We start from the raw sequence: 17,980 nt of genomic DNA, 5'->3' as shown, positions 1-17,980 counted from the left end.
CCGCCCCGCCCCAAGGACAAGAACCGTGTCGCGTGCCGACCGCGCTGAAAGCGCCTCCGCTTCCCGCCCACCATCGATCGATCGCATGGCCAATTGGCCGGCTCTGGCGGCGCTGATCCGGCGCGTCGGCCGGCCGCTCGTCGTCGAGGCCCTGCGCGCCTGGGCCGAGGTCAGGCGCGGCCAACCCGATGTCGCCGATCCCGACGCCTGCGCCAGTTGGTGCGAGGGGCGGCTGGCCGGGCTCGCGAACCCGACCCTGCGCCGGGTGTTCAACCTCACCGGCACCGTGCTGCACACCAACCTCGGCCGCGCGCTGATGGCGGAGGAGGCGATCGAGGCGGCGGTCACCGCCATGCGCTCGCCGGCGACCCTGGAATACGACCTCGAAGGCGCCGGCCGCGGCGAGCGCGACGATCACATCGCGCCCTGGCTCTGCCGCCTGACCGGCGCGGAGGCGGCAACTGCGGTGAACAACAACGCCGGCGCCGTGCTGATCGCGCTGAGCGCCCTGGCGGCCGGCCGCGAGGTCATCGTCTCGCGCGGCGAATTGATCGAGATCGGCGGTGCCTTCCGCATCCCCGACATCATGGCCCGCGCCGGCTGCCGGCTGGTCGAGGTCGGCACGACCAACCGCACCCATCTCCGGGACTACGCCGCGGCGATCGGCCCGGACACCGCCGCGATCATGAAGGTGCATCCCTCGAACTACGCCGTGCAGGGCTTCACCAAGTCGGTCACCGCCGCCGAGCTGGTGCCGCTTGCCCGAGAGAAGGGCCTGCCGGTGATCGAGGACCTCGGCAGCGGCACCCTGGTCGATCTCGAGATCTGGGGCCTGCCACACGAGCCGACGGCGCGCGAGGCGATCGATGCCGGCATCGACGTCGTCACCTTCTCCGGCGACAAGCTCCTGGGCGGCCCGCAGGCGGGCCTCGTGGTCGGCAAGAAGAGCTTTATCGAGCGCATCGCCAAGAACCCGCTGAAGCGCGCGCTGCGGCTCGACAAGGTGCGGCTGGCCGCGCTCGAGGCGACGCTGCGGCTCTACGCCGATCCCGAGAAGCTGGTGCAGCGGGTGCCGACGATCCGTACGCTCGCGCGGCCCGCGACCGAGATCCATGCCCAGGCCGAGCGCCTGCTGCCGGCGCTGGTGCAGGCGCTGGGCGCGGGCTGGCAGGCCGGCATCAAGCCGGTGCGTGGCCAGATCGGCTCGGGCGCGCTGCCGGTCGACCTGCTGCCGTCCTTCGCGCTGTCGGTGAAGGCCCAAGGGAAGGGTGGGGGCCTCGACAAGCTCGCCGAGGCGTTCCGCCGTCTGCCGATCCCGGTGATCGGCCGCATCCAGGACGAGACCCTGCTGTTCGACCTGCGCACCCTCGACGACGAGGCGGCCTTCGCCGCGCAGTTGACCTCCACCCTTACCCTCCTCCCCCTCGAGGGGGAGGGCCAGGGAGGGGGGGCATGATCGTCGGCACCGCAGGCCACATCGACCACGGCAAGACGGCGCTGGTGAAGGCGCTGACCGGCGTCGATGCCGACCGCCTCAAGGAGGAGAAGGCGCGCGGCATCACCATCGATCTCGGCTACGCCTATTCCGACCTGGGCGACGGCCGCCAGCTCGGCTTCGTCGACGTGCCGGGCCACGAGCGCTTCGTGCACAACATGCTGGCCGGCGCGACCGGCATCGATGCGGCGCTGCTGGTGGTGTCGGCGGCGGAAGGCATCAAGCCGCAGACCGTCGAGCATCTGCAGATCATGGACCTGCTCGGCCTCGATCGCGGCATCGTCGCGCTCACCAAGTCGGATCTCGTCAACGACGACGAGCTGCTGGAACGCATGGCCGAGGTCGAGACGCTGCTGTCCGCGACCTCGCTCAAGGGTGCGGAGATCGTCCCGGTGTCGGCGATCACCGGCCAGGGCGTCGACGAGCTCAAAGCCAAGCTGCTGGCGCTGGGCGAGAGCGGCAAGGGCACGACCGGCCATGCGCGGCTGGCGGTCGATCGCTGCTTCCTGCTGTCGGGCGCCGGCGTGGTCGTCACCGGCACGGTGCATGCCGGTGAGATCAAGGTCGGCGATCACCTGCTGCTGACGCCGTCGGGCCTGGAGGCGAGGGTGCGCTCGCTGCACGCCCAGAACCGCGCCGCCGAGGTCGGCCATGCCGGCGAGCGCTGCGCCCTCAATCTCAGCGGCGCCAAGCTTTCCAAGGAGGCGGTGAAGCGCGGCGACTGGGTGGTGAGCCCCGCACTGCATGCGCCGACCGACCGGGTCGATGTCCAATTGAAGCTGCTAACGTCCGAGCCGCAGCCGCTCAAGCACTGGAGCCCCGTGCACGTCCATCTCGGCGCGGCGCACGTCATGGGCCGCGTCGCGCTGCTCGAGGGCGAGATGACGCGGCCGGGTGACAGCGCCCTGGCGCAACTGGTGCTCGAGGAGAAGGTCGGCGTGCTGGCCGGTGACCGCGTGATCCTGCGCGATCCCTCGGCCACCCGCACCATCGCGGGCGCCGCCGTGGTCGATCCGTTCGGCCCGCCGCGCAACCGCCGCACGCCGCGCCGGCTGGGCGAGCTGCGCGCGCTCGGCCGGCCCAACGACGCCGTGCTGCCGGCACTGCTGCGCGAGGAGACGGGATTCGTCGATACCGAGCGCTTCGGCATCGCGCGCAATCTCCAGGCGGCCGAGGTCGAGCGCCTGCTCGCCGAGGCGGACGGTACCAAGGTAGGCGCTTTCGGCTTGCTCGCCGACACGCTGGCGACGGCGCGCACCGACATCGCCGACACGCTGAAGGCCTTCCACGAAGGCAGTCCGGATTCGCTCGGCCTGCCGCCGGAGCGGCTGCGCGTCACCCTGAAGAAGCGCTGGCCGCCGCCGGTGTTCGCTGCGCTGCTGGAGCAGGAGGTCGCGGCCAAGCACGTCGCCATCGACGGTGCTCTGGTGCGCCTGCCCGGCCATTCGCTCCGGCTCGGCGCCAAGGACGAGGTGCTGTGGAAGAAGATCGCGGGCGATCTCACGCGCGACCGCTTCAAGCCGCCGCGCGTGCGCGATTTCGCGCAAATCTACGCGACGCCTGAGCCGAACGTACGCAAGCTGCTGCGCCAGCTCGCCAAGATCGGCCGCGTGGTCGAGGTGGCGCCGGACCAGTTCTTCCTGCGGCCGGTGGTGGCCGAGATGATCGGCATCGCCCACTGCCTCGGCAACGACTTCACCGCGGCGCAGTTCCGCGACGAGCTCGACAACGGCCGCAAGCTCGCGATCCTGATCCTCGAATTCTTCGATCGGCACGGCATTACCGTCCGCCGCGGCGACTTGCGGCGGACGGTGCCTCAGAAGCTCGGCCAGTACGGGCCGGCGCCGTCAGCGGAGCCGGCTGGCGCGGCTCCCGGTTGATCTGCTTGTTCAGCCGGTTCTGCTGCTGCTGATTGATGTCGCGCTACTCGCCGCGGTCATGCGAGGATTTCGCACGCCGCGACTCGCGGGCTGCCGGCTTGAATTGGGAACTTCGGTGACACATGATCCGCGGCGGAGGGGAAGCGCTCCCGGTGGGGCGGCTGGCCTTCAAAGCCAGAGAGGGTCGCCAGACGGCTCTTAGTGGGTTCGACTCCCACTCTCTTCCGCCAATCAAGTGTCCCGCCTTCCGTGAAGCGGTCGACGATGAGGACCGGATGACGTACAGTCCGGCGCTTCATGAAGCATGCGCACCGCCTGAGATGGGCCGGCACCGCGGCGTTGCTGGCCTGTTCCCTGGCGGTGGGGCTGGCCTTGGTCGAGTCAGCGGCGCGGATGTTCGTTCCACCCTGGCCGGCCTACGCGCTTCGCTCCATCGCCCCTGACCTACAGACGGAGGGGTCTTCCTTCAATTCGTGGGGCATGCGCGATGGAGCACATTCGATCGCTCGTCCGCGCGATACCAAAGCTCGTTTCGCCTTCGTCGGGGACAGCTTCGTCGAATTCCAGCCTCTCAGCCGGACGCTGCCTCAGGCGGTCGAACAACGATTCGCGGCAAGGGGCACGACCGGCATCGAGACGATCAACTTCGGCGTCAGCGGCACTGGCATCCAGAGCTACTTCTATCGCCTGCGTGATGTTGCGATGACGTTCGGGCCGGATTCGGTGTCCGTGTTCTTCTTCTCGGGCAACGACTTTGTCCGGAGCGACGAGGGTTATTCGGCGCACTGGCCTCCGCCGCTGATCGACGAGTCCCCGGGCCGTTCGATCGTCGGCAGTGTGATGCCCCGAACCAACTGGCTATTGGTCAACCGGTTGCATGCCTCGGAGTTCCTGAGAACCAACAGCTTCATTCCGCATGAGTTCGAGATCTTGCAGAGCATTGCTCGCGGACCCCGCCCGGAGCGCCTCGCCCGCCTCGTGCAGTTCGTAAAGCAGAATTATTTTCCCGAGATGGAGGATTCGACGCTGGCCGAGATCCTGTCTCGTGGTGACGGTCGGCTGCTCACCGCCTTCGAGGCCCGTCAGGCCGACGATGAGTCTTTGCCGGGATGGCTGGTGCACCACATCGTCGAGACCGACTCGAAAAACCTGCCATCCCTCCTGGTGCGAAGTCGGGAGGATGCGGCAGCCTTCGTCACTCAGGCGGACATCGACGCCAACCTGTCGTGGCTGCGCGAGATGGATCGCGTTGCGCGATCGAAGGGCGTGCCGCTCGACATCTTCGTGATCCCGGCTGGCAGCGTCGATCCCGAGTTCGCCGAATTCTGGAGACCTTGGCCGAATTTCTATAGCTGGTACGTGCAATGCGACTTGCGCCATGACCTGCTGGTCAAGGCGCTCAGGAAAACCGAATTGTCCGTCATCGACCTGAAGACGGATTTCGACGGCGTACCGGGCACCTACAGGAAGGGCGACGGTCACTGGACGGAGCGGGGCCTGGATATCGCCGCCACTCGTGTCTTCAGGCAACTGTCGGATCGGTTCGCCCGCGTTCCCGCGGATTGACTCGCGCCTTCGGCCCGGTTCATCGCAGCGCCTCAGCGAGCGCCGATGCCCTCCGCCAGATCTGCTTCCTGCAGATCACCAGGACGCAGCCTTCGATCTCGAGCGTGTCCGCCGCCACGCGCCGCAGCGTGGCGCGATAGGTTTGTCCGTCCTCGGGATTGTGGATCTGTCCCGACCAACCGTCGGCGCGCGGCTTGAGGTCGGACAGGATCGAGAGGCCGACCATCGGTCGTGTGCGCAGCGACTGGTCGGTGTTGTTGGCATCGGGTCGCGGCCGGCCCCTGGCGTCGACCGCGTCCCATAGCCAGTGGATGGTGCCGCACAGCGTTTGCGCATCGCCGCAGCGGGCCAGCTCGACCACGGCGGAAACGCCCGGTGTCGCCCATCGCCCGAGCACGTCGGTCTGTGCCGCCGCCGGCGCGGCGGCGATCGACAGGGCGGCAGTCAGTGCAAGGAAGGCCCTCATGGCGCCACCCGCTGGGTGACCGCCTCGAACTTGCGGCGATAGTCCGGGTGCTCGGTTTCCATGAGCTTGTCCCACCAGCGGAAGTAGAGGCCGTAGTTGTAGCGGCCGTGCTCATGGTGCAGGTCGTGATGCGTCGTGGTGTTGTTCCAGCCGAGCCAATGGCCGGGACCGAAGGCGCGGGGATGTATCTCGGTCCCGGCGTGCCCCATGACGTTGCGCGCGATCTGGATCGCCACGAAAGCGAGCAGCGCCAGGACGTGCATCGGCACGAACAGCAGGAACAGCGGCACGAAGGCGCCGTGCACGATCGCCTCGGGCACGGCGAAGGCGTAGGCGGCCCACGGCGTTGGTGTGCGGGACAGGTGATGCGTACGATGGAACAGGCCGAACAGGCGGCGGTGATGCATCGCGCGATGGGTCCAGTAGAAATAGGCGTCGTGGACGACCAGCATCGCCGCGAGCGACACGCCGAAATAGAGCGGGCCGGCCTGGCCGAACCCCTTGTAGAGCGTCATCCAGCCGGCGCGATCGCCGACGATGACGATCGTGCCGAGCAAGGCGAAGACCAGCGCCGACCGCAGCGAGGCCAGGATCTCGCGGCGGATGTCGCGGCCCGACGCCCGGCGCGACTGCAATTTACGTCGGGCCAGCGCCTTACCGCCGAGGGCGAGAATGGCCGCCATCGCCGATGCGGCCACGACGTATCGGCCGGTGTCCATGAGCCACGAGCCGGGCAAGGCCTCGAGATAGGTGCGTAACAGGTCGTTCATCGATCGATCCCCTTCGGGTTGGTCGATGCATCGTGCGCCGCGGGTCGGGTTCGTTCGCGCCGAAGTCGGCTATCGCCTTGCCGATTCCGGATTCGGCGAGCCTTCCGGGGAGGTTTTGGCCGACGTCCGGCGGAATTCGGTGGGCGTCATGCCCGACTCGGCCTTGAAGGCGCGATTGAAGGGTCCGAGCGACTGGAAGCCCGAGTCAAGCGCTATGGTAACGATCGGCACCGCCGCCTGGGCCGGGTCGGCCAGCGCCTGCCTGGCGTCCGCGAGGCGATGGCGGTTCACGTAGTCGCTGAAGTTGCGGTGGCCCAGGCCCTGGTTGATCACCTGACGCAGCCGGCGCTCGCTGAGCTCGAGCCGGTTGGCCAGGGCGCCGATCGTCAGGCCTTCCCCCCGGTAGATCCGCTCCACGGTCATCAGCCGCTCGAGCTTGGCGAGCAGCGCCGGGCTGGGCGGCTCCTCCTCGGGGTCGGCCGGGGCCGGCGGGGCGACCGGCGGCGCGATGACTGCCTCCAGGTTGGCGTGCAACAGGACGGCGGCGATGACGGCAGCAATGGTCGCAAGAGCGGCGGCGTTCACGGCATGCAGCCAGGGCGGCACGTGCTCGGGGCCGATCGACAGGTCGACCGAGCCGGTGATCGCGGTATGCAGGACGGAGGCGACCACGATGAACAGGCGCAGCCGGCGCCGGCCCTCGACGAGGTCGCCGCGCCAGTCCTTCACCGTCTGCACCAGCACGAGGACGGCGAGGACGATCGCGCCCAGACGGAGCGCGATCGGCACCAGGGAGAGATCGGTGAAGTCGACCCCGGCCAGCCACACCAGCGGCCAGATCGCGAACGCCAGCCAGAGCAGGCCGTGCCAGACGCTCGGCCGGAACCGTTCGTCGAACACTGCGCGGGCGAACAGCCAGAACACCACGATGTTGCCGGTGCAGAGCACCAGGATGGGCGCGAGCCAGAACGATCGATGGGCCGCATGGCCCGGCGTGGAACAGATCGCATAGGCCGCGGCGCCGAGGGACAGCAGGGCGCCGAGCCGCGCCGCTGGCTGGCTGCGGCCCTGGCGCAGGGTGGCGAGCGCGATCAGCAGGAACAGCGCGATGGCGGCGCCCCGCAGGCCGGTGTCGACGAGAGCGAGCATCTCAGAGGTCATTCAGCAACTGCCGCCAGGCCTCGAGTTCGCGCCGAGGACGGAACATCGCCGCACGGGCCGCGATCGCCTTGCCGAGCTGCCGCACGAAGGGCCGGTCGTGCTCGATGCGGCCGAGGAGAGCGGCGAGGGCGGGGGTGTCGCCGACCGGGAAGTAGCCGGGATAGTCCGCACCCAGCAAGCCGACATTGCCGTCCATCCGCGAGGCCAGGATCGGCACGCCGGCGACCGCCGCTTCGGAGATCACGTTGGCGCCGCCCTCGTTGATCGACGAGATCACCATGGCGTGGCTGCGCGCCAGCAGCCGCCGCACGCTGGCCGCCGGCACGTCGCCGCGCCAGGCGTAGCGCGGGTTGCTCGCCATCTCGGCGCGGGCGCGCTCGGCCCAGTCTTCGCTATAGGCGCGGCCGACCTGTTCGATCCGGACATGGCTGTCGGCCGGCAGCAGCCGCACGGCCTCGGCGGCGCGCAGCGGATCCTTGACGTCGCGCAGATGGCCGATGACCGAGACGAGCACGGTGCGCTTGCTCGGGGTCCTCTTGGCCGGCGGAACGGCCGACTGCGGAATGAACAGCAGGCGGGATCGCAGCCTTTTCGGCACGACACGCCAGGCAAGGTCGTTCAGAGCGACCAGCCGGTCCGCCAGCTCCATCGAGCGCAAGGTCGGGACCGGATCGCTGTCGAGGTATTCGTAGATGTCGGTGCCGCTCAGCTGCAGGATCACCGGCTGCTGCGGATGGCAGGTCTTGAAGCGTCCGATGGCGTCGGCGCTGCGCCAGGCATGCACCGCGACCATCATGTCGGCCGGTCGGCCGTCATAGTCGAAATCGACGTGAACGCGATGGCCGAGCTTGCGCAGGATGCCCGCCCAGCGCGACGCGGCCACCTGGTTGCCGGTGCGTGAACTGGGCCCCCGGGGTGTGATAAGGACGATCTTCATGGACCATGGCGATGCACCTCGGCCGACCAGCGGAGCATCCGCGACCGAACTCGTGGCGCAACTGCGCGAGGCCCGTCATCGCACCGAGCGCTTGACGGAAGATCTGTCATCGGCCGAATTGATGGGCCCGTATCGGGAAATCGTCAATCCGGTACTCTGGGAGATCGGCCATATCGCCTGGTTCCACGAATACTGGACCCTGCGTCATGCCGCGCGGCGCGCACCGCTGATCGAGCGCTGCGACTCGCTGTGGGACTCGAGCAACGTCGCGCACAAGATGCGCTGGCATCTCGACCTGCCCGATCGCGACGGCACCCGCCAATACATGGCCGACGTGCTGGCCCGGCAGGAGGAGCTGCTGGGCCGCAGCCTCTCCGACGAGATGCGCTACTTCTACGACCTGTCGATTCGCCACGAGGACATGCACATCGAGGCCCAAGCCTACATGCGCCAGACCTCGTCCAACGCGCCGCCGCAGGGGCTCGGCAGCGCGGCGCATCCGCGCGCGAATGCGCTGGCCGGCGATGCCGTCGTTCTCGGGGGCTCGTGGCGGCTGGGCTCGGGCGCTGCCGAAGGTTTCGTGTTCGACAACGAGAAGTGGGCTCATCCGGTCGAGCTGGCGCCGTTCAAGATCGCCCGCGCCGCCGTGACCAACGCCGAGTTCGCCGCCTTCGTCGACGAGGGCGGCTACCGCCGGCGCGAGTTCTGGTGCGATGCCGGCTGGGACTGGCGGCAGGCGCGCGATGCCCAGCATCCCGTCTACTGGGTGGCCAAGCGCGACGGCGTCTGGACGGCGCGGCGCTATCGCGAGGTCGAGGCGCTGGCGCCGGATGCGGCCGTGGCGTTCGTGAACTGGTTCGAGGCCAGCGCGTGGTGCCGCTGGGCCGGGCGGCGGCTGCCGAGCGAAGCCGAGTGGGAAGCCGCCGCCGTCGGCGAGGCCACCGGCGATCGGCTCGCCAGCACGCGCCGGCGCTGGCCGTGGGGCGATGCGCCGCCGACGCCTGCGCGCGCCAATACGGATTTCGCCTTCGACGGGCCGATCGACGTCGCGGCGCTGGGCGAGGGCGACAGCGCCTTCGGTTGCCGGCAGATGATCGGCAATGTCTGGGAGTGGACGGCCTCGGACTTCCTGCCGTTCGACGGCTTCGCGGCCGATCCTTACAAGGACTACTCGCAGCCTTGGTTCGGCACGCGCAAGGTGCTGCGCGGCGGCTGCTGGGCGACCAGCCAGCGCATCGCCCGGCCGGCCTACCGCAATTTCTTCACGCCGGATCGCTGCGATGTGTTCGCCGGATTTCGGAGCTGCGCGATCGGCTAGCCGGCTTCGGCGACCCAGCGTTGCAGCAGCGTGTAGCTGACCGCCAGGATCACCGGGCCGAGGAAAAGGCCAAGCAGGCCGAACGCCAGCAGTCCGCCGATCACGCCGGCCAGGATCAGCAGCAACGGCAGGTCGGCGCCGCGCTTGATCAGGATCGGCCGCAGGAAGTTGTCCAGCGTCAGCGCAACGATCGTGAAGACGGTGAGGACGATGCCTAGCCCCGTATTGCCTGACCAGAACAGCCAGACGATCGCCGGCACCGCCACCACCACGGGGCCGAGCTGGGCCACGCAGAGCAGCAGCACGATGGCGCTGAGCAACGCCGCCTGCGGCACGCCGGTCACGGCCAATCCGATGCCGACCACGGCGGTCTGGGCGATCGCGGTGACGACGACGCCGAGGGCCACGCTGCGGGTCGCCTGTCCGGCGAGCATGACAGCCTCCGCGCCACGGTCGCCCGCGAGCCGCCGGCCGAACCGCACGAGCCATGCCCCGGCCTTCTCGCCGCGGGCGTAGAGGATTGCGGCGAAGACGATGGTGAGCAGGAGATGGACAAGGGTGCCGCCGACGCCGCCGGCGAGGCCGACGAACCACTGCGTCGCGGTGCCGAGATAGGGCCGCACCAGGCGCAGGACGTCGTCGACACCGGCCTCCGCCAGCCGCAGCCAGCGCTCGGCCAGCGGCCGGCCGATGAGCGGGATGTCGCTCACCCAGCCGGGCGGCGGGGGCACATGGAGGCTGGGCGCCGCCGTGACGAAGGCGGCGATCCGGTCGGAGTGGGACACCACGGCGCCGATCGCGACCGACAGAGGCACCAGTACCACCAGTGCGAGCACCAGGGTCATCGCCGTCACCGCCAGGCCGCGCCGTCCGCCGAGCGCCGCCTGAACCCTCAACATCAGCGGCCAGGTCGCGATCACCAGGGTTGTCGCCCACACTACGGCGGGGAGGAAAGGCCGCACCACCACGAACGAAGCCACCATCAGCCCGCCGATGAACAGCACCGCCAGGGTGGTACGCGTGAGGTCGCGCGACTCGCTCGCCATCTTCGGTTCCCCTGTCCGGTCCCTGCCGATTCTATGGCTTTCGCAGTGCCATGTCTCGACGCAGGTCAAGTCCGCAAAGGGGTGGGTTGGACCCGCCTGCCCGGCGGGATAGAGTCGGGCCGTTCCCCGCTTCGAAGGAGCAGATCATGCAGCGATCTTTGTCGGCTCTGGTCGGCGCCGCCACGATGGCGATATCCGGTGCGCCATTCGCGCAAATCAACGGCGTTAATGTCGGCTCGCTGCAATGCCGCGTGTCCGGCGGCATGGGCTTCGTGTTCGGCTCCTCCAAGGACATGGATTGCCTGCTGGTGCGGCCCGACGGCGCCGGCGAGCGCTATGTCGGCACGATCAACAAGTACGGCGTCGACATCGGATTCACCAAGGAAGCGCAGATGGTCTGGCTGGTGTTTGCGCCCGGTACGGTCGCCAAAGGCGCGCTGGCCGGCGAGTATGGCGGCGCCACCGCGAGCGCCACGGTCGGCGCCGGCGTCGGCGCCAACGTGCTGCTCGGCGGCTCGAACAAGCAGATCACGCTGCAGCCGGTCAGCGTCGAAGGCAGCGCCGGCCTGAACATCGCCGCCGGCGTCGCCGGCGTGACGCTCAAGCCCGTCCGCTAGGCGTGGACGGCGGCTCGATCCATCTGCAGGCCCGGCGGCTGACGGCCGCCGGCGCCGAGCTGCGCGACGAGGTCGTCGCCGAGGAGGTGGCGGTGGCGCTGGTCTATAATGGCATCAGCCATGCCGTGATGATGGCCACGCCCTGCGACCTCGAGGACTTCGCCCGCGGCTTCTCGCTCACCGAGCACATCGTCGAAAAGCCGTCGGAGATTTACGACATCGAGGTCGAGGATCGCGGGACCGCGTTCGGCGGCCGTGGCATCGAGGTCAACCTCCAGATCGCGAACCAGCGCATGGCGGTGCTGCAGGAGCGCCGCCGCAGCATGTCCGGCCGCACCGGCTGCGGCCTGTGCGGCGTCGACAGCCTCGAGGCGGCGTTGCGGCCGGTGCCGGCGACGCGCGCCACGGCGACGGTGTCGCGCGCGGCGATCACGCGGGCGATGGCGGCGCTGCCCGGCGAGCAGCGCATCAACAAGGACAACGGCGCCACCCACGCCGCGGGCTGGGCGCGCGCCGACGGCAGCCTGCTGCTGGTGCGCGAGGATGTCGGCCGCCACAACGCGCTCGACAAGCTCGCCGGCGCGCTGGCCAAGATGGATCGCGGCGGCCCAGGGGAGCGGGACGGTGGCTTCGTCGTGGTCACCAGCCGCTGCTCCTACGAGATGGTGCAGAAGGCGGCGGCGATCGATGCGGCCGCGATCGCCGCGGTGTCGGCGCCGACCTCGCTAGCGATCGCCACGGCGGAGCAGGCGGGCCTGGCGCTGGTCGCCTTCGTGCGCGACAACCGGCTCACCGTCTACGCCCACGGCGAACGGATCGAGGCGTGAGCCCAGTTTTCGGCGTCACCGGCTGGAAGAATGCGGGCAAGACCACGCTGACCGAGCGGCTGGTCGCCGAGTTCGTGCGCCGCGGCTGGCGCGTCGCCACGGTCAAGCATGCCCATCACGCGGCCGACATCGACAAGCCCGACACCGATTCGTTCCGCCATCGCGCCGCCGGCGCGACCGAGGTCGCGCTGGTGACGGGCCCGCGCTACGCCATCATGCGCGAGCAGGAAGAGGCGACCCTGGCCGAGGTGCTGGCGCGGCTGGCGCCGGCCGACCTGGTGCTGGTCGAGGGCTTCAAGCAAGAGTCGCATCCCAAGATCGAGGTGCGCTCGGACGACACGCAGCCGATGGACGTGGCGACGCACAACATCGTCGCCATCGCCTCAGACAGCCGGCCGAGCGGTCTGCCATCGTTCGCGCGCGACGACATCGCCGGCATCGCCGACTTCATCGCCGCGCGAATCGGACGGGCCTAGGGGTCGGTCACTTCTGGCCGGCGAAGATGCCGGATGCCTTGTAGCTCGTGAAGTTGTTGCCGATGGTGAAGGCGCCGCCCTGGTTCTGCGCTTGCGGTCCGAAGAAGGAGCCGACCAGCGCACCGACCCGGAGATTGGCGCTGCCGAAGGCGCCGGCGAAATTGACGCCACCGGAACCGGGCTGCGCGGCCACCAGGCCGCCATACTGGGTGCCGTCGAACGTGGCGCTGAAGGTGCCGGCGCGATTGGCGTAGTTCCACGGCATGCTGTAGGTGCCGCTCCCGACATAGGCGTTGTTGCCGTTCTGCACGTTGCCGATCATGAAGCCGTTGTAGGTGGCGGTCCCGGTCTGCGGCATCTGCAGCGCGGTCGTCAGCTGGCCGACGACGTAGCTGCCGAGGTTGATGTTGTCGGTCTGCCCGTTGCGGTAGCCGCCGGTGTAGTTGATGTTCGAGCTCCAGAAGCCCCAGCTCAGATACTCGCAGGTGCAGGGCTGCACGCCGCCCGGCAATGCCGCCGGCGCGGTCTTGTAGCTCGCCAACATGGTGTTGTCGGTGATGTTGTAGGTGTGGAACAGGTCCTGCACCTTCGACTGCCGGTCGGAGTCGTTGGTCTGGGTGATCATCGCGTAGCGGCTGTTGTCGATGAAGGCGCTCGCCGGCCCGTTGGCGCCGCTCTTGCCGCCGAGCTCCAGGGTGGTGGTCGAGAACAGCGAGCCGTCCAGCCCGCGCAGGACGATCGTGCCCATCGCCTGGTTGGTCGCCGCGTTGGTCGAGATCGAGACATCGCTTGGGCCGCTGGCGAGCAGCGGGATGCGCGTGGTGAAGCTGTTGCCGTTGCGCGATTCGACCAGGCCGCCGACATAGCCGCCCATGGTCTGCGTCGTGCGCTGCTGGCCGAGGTCCGGCGGCAGGGTGCCGGTGTCGGCCACCGGCGTCGCCATCGTTACCGGGTAATAGGAGGTGGGGACCTGGTTGGCCGCCGACTGGTCGAGCGCCGCGCCCGGGGTGCGGGTCGTCGTGACCTTGTCCGGGACGTAGACCTGGTATTGGCCGGTCTCGCCATAGATCGCGTTGCCTGTGCCGGTGTCGGCGGTGGCCTGGTAGGAGATCCCGCGGCCGATCCTCTGGTTGGCGCCCAGCCGGTAGGAATCCATGAAGGTGCCGGCGCCATAGACCGTGTTGGTGGCGCTGTCGGTGCCGTAGTTCGAGATGAACACGCCCATATAAGACTTCTGCGTCGTGGTGTTGCCGGAGAAGGCGATAGTCACCTGCAGGGCATCGGGTACGGCCGTGCCGTGGCCGTTCAGGTTGGGTGTGTACACCGAATAGAGCGGCGAGACGTTGGCCGCCGCCTTCAGCCCGGCGTCGCCGCCGACCGAATTCGGGGCGAACGGCAGATTGCCGGGGCCGGAGAGGTTGGTCAGCGTCTGGGCGCCGACGCCTTGAACCGGGAAGTTCGCCCTGGGCGTCTGGTCGCCGCCGAAGACCAGGAATTTCTGGCCGGCATTCACCCCGCTTGCGACGACGAAAGTATAGGCGAAGAAGTTCTGGTTCGCCGCGACCAGGCCGAGGCCGTTCGCCGGCCCGAACGAGGTGTCGACGTTGAACTGGAAGATCTGGCCTGGCAGCCACGGCACGGTCAGCGAGCCGCCGCTGGATCCTTCGCTCGACGAGCCGTTGCCCGGCGCACTGATGGTCGCGAGCGTCGGGGTGGTCACCGAAGACGACTTGCTGGTCGAGCTCTGGCTGATGACGGCACCGCCCTGGGTCTCGGTGGTGGTCGTGGTCGTCGTGGTGGTGGTCGTCTTGTTCGACGCGCTGCCGCTGTCGCTAAGCTGTTGGTTGTTGTCGGGGTTGCGAGCGGCGCTCAGGGTGGAGGGATTGAAGGTTGCCGGCAGATAGGGTGTGTCCTGCAGGAAGCGGCCGCGGGTGACGATCAGCGTCGTGTTGGTCGTCTCGGTGGTCGTCGTCGTGGTGGCGGTCGTCTTGACGGTCGGCTGGCTGTTGGCATTGCTCGCCGGGTTGGTGTTGCTGACGACCTGGGTCGTCGTGTTCGACGTCGTCGTGGTCGTCGGCTGCGGCGGGGTGTAGGTCTGCGGGCCCTTGCCCGAGTTCTGCCCCGAGAAGCCGGAATTCTGCGACTGCTGATCGGCGCCGCCGCCCGTGCCGCCGGTACCCCCCTCGAGCGTGTTGAGGTTGCCGGTCAGCCCGCCGCGCGGCACCGGCGTCGGATTGCCCGGCGTGCCGCCGAAGTTGGTGACGACCTGCGAGCCGGGCCGAGTGATGGTCTGGGTCGCGCCGCCGCCGTTCACGGTCAGGCTCGAGCCGAAGACGAAGGTCGAGACGGTCTGGACGCTGTTGACGTTGAAGATCGCGATGCCGCCGCGGATGCCCATGGTGCTGGACGGCGTCGTTACGATGATGGCGTTGGTCTTGCTGATCTTGCCGCCGACGATGCGGAACACGCCCTTGGTGGCATTGATCGCCAGCTCGCCCTTCTTGGTGTCGGGGTCGTAGACGAACTTGTCGAGCGTCAGCTGCGCGTTGGGCCCGACCGTGATCGAGGTGCCGTCGAGGAAGACCAGGTGGGCGCGGTCGTTGGCCTTGGTGGTGACGATCTCGTTGGCCTGCACGTCGATGCCGATGCGCAGCACCCGCTCGTTCTCCTGCGGCGGCTTGCCGAGCGGATCGCCGTCGGTCGCCGAGGTGACACCGATCCGGGCATGAGCCTGCGGCGCGTACGGGGCGAGCATCGCAACGCCCACCAGCGTGACTCGAAACAGAGACGAGCCGACGAAGCTACTCTTGGCCATCGAGTTTCTCCGGAGAACGGTTGTCTGAGGCGATCCTTATCAGTTGCAACGGCGCATGCCAGCGCGCGTCGGTTACGCGGGTTTCGCGACGGTGTGCGGTTTGCCCGATTTGCGCCATGTCAGAACCGCCAGCTGACGCCGAACATCACGTTGTTGTTCTCGAACGCGTAGTTGGGCAGCGTCGCGTTGCGCACGAAGCGCCCGCCCGACACGCTGAAGGTCGTGCGCTCATCGAATGGCACCGCCAGCGTCAGATTCAGGATGAAGTCCGTCTGGTCGCGGTAGGCGGTCGGGTCGACCGTCACGTCGGGCGCATCGTAGTGCCACCACTGCTCGCTGGCGGTCAGGCTGACGATCCACGGCAGGCCGGTCTTCAGCACCGGGTCGCCGAACCGGAAGGTCATGCCGCCGCCGATGCCCCACAGGGTGTAGCTCTGCCACGGTGCCAGGTCGGACATGAAGCGCTGGGCGCTGCCGCTGCCGAACAGCGAGACGATCGGCGTCAGCTGGAAGGGAAACACGGTGTTGAACGTGTACTCCGTGCCCCTGAACAGGCTGTTGGTCGGCAGGTAGGCGGTGTCGGTGTTCTCGTGGCGGCGCCATACCGCGGTCGAGACGTTGCGGAGGCGGTCGGACAGCAGGGTGTTGACCTCGACGCCGCCGCCGTAGCTTGCGTAGTAATACGTGTCGTTCACCCAGATCGCGCCGGCCGCCAGCAACGGCTTGACCGTCATGTCCTCGAACGTGCCGTTGAAGACCTGGAAGCGCGGGCCGGTCGTCAGGTCGAGCAGCCAGACATTGGCCGCCGACTGGGTGAACTGCCGGTTGGCGTAGCCGGTGAAGAAGGTCTCCAGCGTCGCCTTGTCCTGGGTGCCGAAATCGTAGGTGTGGCGCACCTGCAGCGTGCTGACTGCGCCCCAGTCGGGCGAGCCGATGGCTTGCTGGTTGAGGTTGGCGGCCTGGCCGAACAGGCGCACCGCGGAGGTCGCCGGACCGAGATTGGCGTTCGACTGGTAGCGGAAGCCGACGAAGGCCTCGCCATGGAACTGCGAGGGCTTCGCCTGGTTCACGATCTGCGCCAGGAACTGCTCGGCCCGGTTGCGCACGTCCGGAGGCACGCTGGGCGACTGCAACGCGCCCTCGAGGTAGGTGCGGGCGACCTCGTAGGAGTTCAACCGGTAATAGAGAACGCCCAGCTCCAGCCGCACGCGCGGCAGGTTCGCGTTGATCAGCAGCATGCGCTCGAGGGCCGAGATCGCACCCTCGAGGTCGCCGGTCTGGCTGGCGATCGCGGCGAACTTGAACAGCACGTCGAGATCGGCCGGCTTCTGCAGCATCTCCTGGAAGGCGGCGTCGTATTGGCGATCCAGCTCAGCCTTGCTGGTTGCGGTCGGGTTCGCGGGCGGCGCGGCTGGGGCGCCGGCGGCCGGTGCCTGGGCGTACGCCGGCGGCACGGCAAATGGGCGCGAACCCAAGCCGCCGCAAACGGCAAGCACGCCGAGCAGCGCCCATACTCTAAGCCGCAAAACCCCACTCTTAGGCCTATTGGGGAAGACCTATTGGCAGAATGACTGAAGGAAGGTCTCAGATCAACCAGCTACGGAGGATAAATACCCATGCAATCAGTGCATTGGCCCGCGCTGCTCGCATGCGGAATAACATTCGCCCGTACTGTTTTTCGCCCAGAGCGGTGATGAACCGCTCGCGGTCGGAGATCATGGTCGCCAGCATGCGGTCGAGCATGCGGGCGTGGGTGTCGCCCCAGTTGCGCGCCGAGAGGTGGAGCCGGCCGCCCAGCACCGGATTGTCGGCGGCGCCGTTGCGGCCGTGCAGGCGGTAGGAATAGAGCGGCTCGTCGATCAGCAGCGAGCCCGCCACCATCTGGGCCATGACCACGACGTAGAAATCCATGTGCAGGCGGAAGATCTCGTCGTCGGCCGGGAAGACCAGGTCGATCAGCGAGCGGCGGAACATCATCGACGACGTCGAGACCCACACCCAATGCACCAGCCGCTTGGTGTAGAGCCGGTACGGCGTCTGCGTGCGCCACTCGGCCTTGCCGTTGGCGGTATCGAGCCTCGGGACCCGCGCCGGGTCGAGCGGGGCGGACCGGCCGCGGTCGGTGACCGCGCGGTCCTCGCCGAACCAGTAGACGCCGCCCGCGATCACCGATCCCTGGCCGTCGATCAGCCGGGCATTGCTGGCGGTGAAGCCCACCGCATAGCTCTCGTTGAGATGGGCCGCGAGATGGCGCTCGAGGAAGTCCGCGTTCCACAGATCGTCGGAATCGAGGAAGCAGACGAACGGCGCCAGGGTCGCGGCCAGCCCGCGTCGCGTGGCGCCGGTCTGGCCGACGTTCTTTTCCAGCCGGATCAGGCGGAAGCGCGGGTCGGCGAGCTCGTCGAGCACCTGCTGCACGACGGCGGCAGAATTGTCGGTCGAGGCGTCGTCGACGATCACGCAGTCGAAGTCACGGAAGCTCTGGCGCGCGACCGAGCGGATGGCGTCGCCGACATAGTCCGGGCAGTTGAAGCACGTGACGACCACCGACACGCGCGGGAGCTTGGTCTCTGGCACGCGGCTCTTCTAGCCCGCCTGCCGCGCTC

At 68.5% G+C, this 17,980-nt stretch carries 15 protein-coding genes and 1 tRNA gene; 8 read left to right on the top strand and 8 right to left on the bottom strand.

Annotated features, from left to right (window positions below):
- Positions 1 to 25: 25 nt before the first annotated feature.
- From selA to J0J01_RS15370, 4 genes are all read left to right on the top strand, one after another.
- Positions 26 to 1,456 (top strand): L-seryl-tRNA(Sec) selenium transferase, encoded by a 1,431-nt coding sequence (gene selA / locus J0J01_RS15385; protein ID WP_296382039.1) that lies wholly within the window; start codon positions 26 to 28, stop codon positions 1,454 to 1,456.
- Positions 1,453 to 3,375: a selenocysteine-specific translation elongation factor gene (gene selB, locus J0J01_RS15380; protein ID WP_296382037.1), complete on the top strand. Its 1,923-nt coding sequence runs from the start codon at positions 1,453 to 1,455 to the stop codon at positions 3,373 to 3,375. Before selA ends, selB begins: the two co-directional genes overlap by 4 nt.
- Positions 3,376 to 3,509: 134 nt before the next feature.
- Positions 3,510 to 3,605: transfer RNA gene (locus J0J01_RS15375), tRNA-Sec, on the top strand.
- A 67-nt stretch (positions 3,606 to 3,672) separates the two neighbouring features.
- On the top strand, positions 3,673 to 4,941 hold the full coding sequence (locus J0J01_RS15370; RefSeq protein ID WP_296382035.1) for an SGNH/GDSL hydrolase family protein: 1,269 nt from the start codon (positions 3,673 to 3,675) through the stop codon (positions 4,939 to 4,941).
- Between the two features lie 19 nt (positions 4,942 to 4,960).
- Here the strand turns inward: J0J01_RS15370 and J0J01_RS15365 are convergent, their stop codons facing one another.
- The 4 genes from J0J01_RS15365 to senB form a co-directional block, all read right to left on the bottom strand.
- Positions 4,961 to 5,407 (bottom strand): DUF2147 domain-containing protein, encoded by a 447-nt coding sequence (locus J0J01_RS15365; protein WP_296382033.1) that lies wholly within the window; start codon positions 5,405 to 5,407, stop codon positions 4,961 to 4,963.
- A complete protein-coding gene (locus tag J0J01_RS15360; RefSeq protein WP_296382031.1) occupies positions 5,404 to 6,177 on the bottom strand; it encodes a sterol desaturase family protein in 774 nt (257 codons plus the stop codon). Before J0J01_RS15360 ends, J0J01_RS15365 begins: the two co-directional genes overlap by 4 nt.
- Positions 6,178 to 6,246: 69 nt before the next feature.
- Entirely contained in the window at positions 6,247 to 7,326 is a 1,080-nt protein-coding gene (locus J0J01_RS15355) for a helix-turn-helix domain-containing protein (RefSeq protein WP_296382029.1), read from the bottom strand.
- Position 7,327: 1 nt separating this feature from the next.
- On the bottom strand, positions 7,328 to 8,275 hold the full coding sequence (gene senB / locus J0J01_RS15350; protein WP_296382027.1) for a selenoneine biosynthesis selenosugar synthase SenB: 948 nt from the start codon (positions 8,273 to 8,275) through the stop codon (positions 7,328 to 7,330).
- Between senB and senA the strand changes: the two genes are divergently transcribed.
- Complete coding sequence (gene senA, locus J0J01_RS15345) at positions 8,274 to 9,593, top strand: selenoneine synthase SenA (protein ID WP_296382025.1); 1,320 nt, start codon at positions 8,274 to 8,276, stop codon at positions 9,591 to 9,593. The two genes, senB and senA, sit on opposite strands and share 2 nt — an antisense overlap.
- Here the strand turns inward: senA and ydiK are convergent.
- Positions 9,590 to 10,639: an AI-2E family transporter YdiK gene (gene ydiK / locus J0J01_RS15340; protein WP_296382023.1), complete on the bottom strand. Its 1,050-nt coding sequence runs from the start codon at positions 10,637 to 10,639 to the stop codon at positions 9,590 to 9,592. The two genes, senA and ydiK, sit on opposite strands and share 4 nt — an antisense overlap.
- Positions 10,640 to 10,785: 146 nt before the next feature.
- Here ydiK and J0J01_RS15335 point away from each other — a divergent pair, with 146 nt between their 5' ends.
- Genes J0J01_RS15335 through mobB form a run of 3 tightly spaced genes read left to right on the top strand, consistent with a single transcriptional unit; the run spans position 10,786 to position 12,559 of the window.
- Positions 10,786 to 11,256: a DUF992 domain-containing protein gene (locus J0J01_RS15335; RefSeq protein ID WP_296382021.1), complete on the top strand. Its 471-nt coding sequence runs from the start codon at positions 10,786 to 10,788 to the stop codon at positions 11,254 to 11,256.
- Between the two features lie 2 nt (positions 11,257 to 11,258).
- Entirely contained in the window at positions 11,259 to 12,083 is an 825-nt protein-coding gene (fdhD, locus tag J0J01_RS15330) for a formate dehydrogenase accessory sulfurtransferase FdhD (RefSeq protein WP_296382020.1), read from the top strand.
- Positions 12,080 to 12,559, top strand: a complete 480-nt coding sequence (gene mobB, locus J0J01_RS15325; protein ID WP_296382018.1) for a molybdopterin-guanine dinucleotide biosynthesis protein B — start codon at positions 12,080 to 12,082, stop codon at positions 12,557 to 12,559. Before fdhD ends, mobB begins: the two co-directional genes overlap by 4 nt.
- Positions 12,560 to 12,566: 7 nt before the next feature.
- Here mobB and J0J01_RS15320 read toward each other — a convergent pair whose 3' ends face one another.
- The 3 genes from J0J01_RS15320 to J0J01_RS15310 all read right to left on the bottom strand — a co-directional run bounded on the left by J0J01_RS15320 (position 12,567) and on the right by J0J01_RS15310 (position 17,951).
- Complete coding sequence (locus J0J01_RS15320) at positions 12,567 to 15,374, bottom strand: FecR domain-containing protein (RefSeq protein WP_296382016.1); 2,808 nt, start codon at positions 15,372 to 15,374, stop codon at positions 12,567 to 12,569.
- Between the two features lie 119 nt (positions 15,375 to 15,493).
- A complete protein-coding gene (locus J0J01_RS15315; RefSeq protein ID WP_296382015.1) occupies positions 15,494 to 16,900 on the bottom strand; it encodes a tetratricopeptide repeat protein in 1,407 nt (468 codons plus the stop codon).
- Between the two features lie 58 nt (positions 16,901 to 16,958).
- Entirely contained in the window at positions 16,959 to 17,951 is a 993-nt protein-coding gene (locus J0J01_RS15310; RefSeq protein WP_296382013.1) for a glycosyltransferase family 2 protein, read from the bottom strand.
- Between the last annotated feature and the right edge of the window lie 29 nt (positions 17,952 to 17,980).

The sequence above is a fragment of the Reyranella sp. genome (assembly GCF_017305915.1).
GTDB lineage: Bacteria > Pseudomonadota > Alphaproteobacteria > Reyranellales > Reyranellaceae > Reyranella.
Note: the sequence above shows the minus strand (reverse complement) of the source record. Positions and strands in the feature narration are given on the sequence as shown.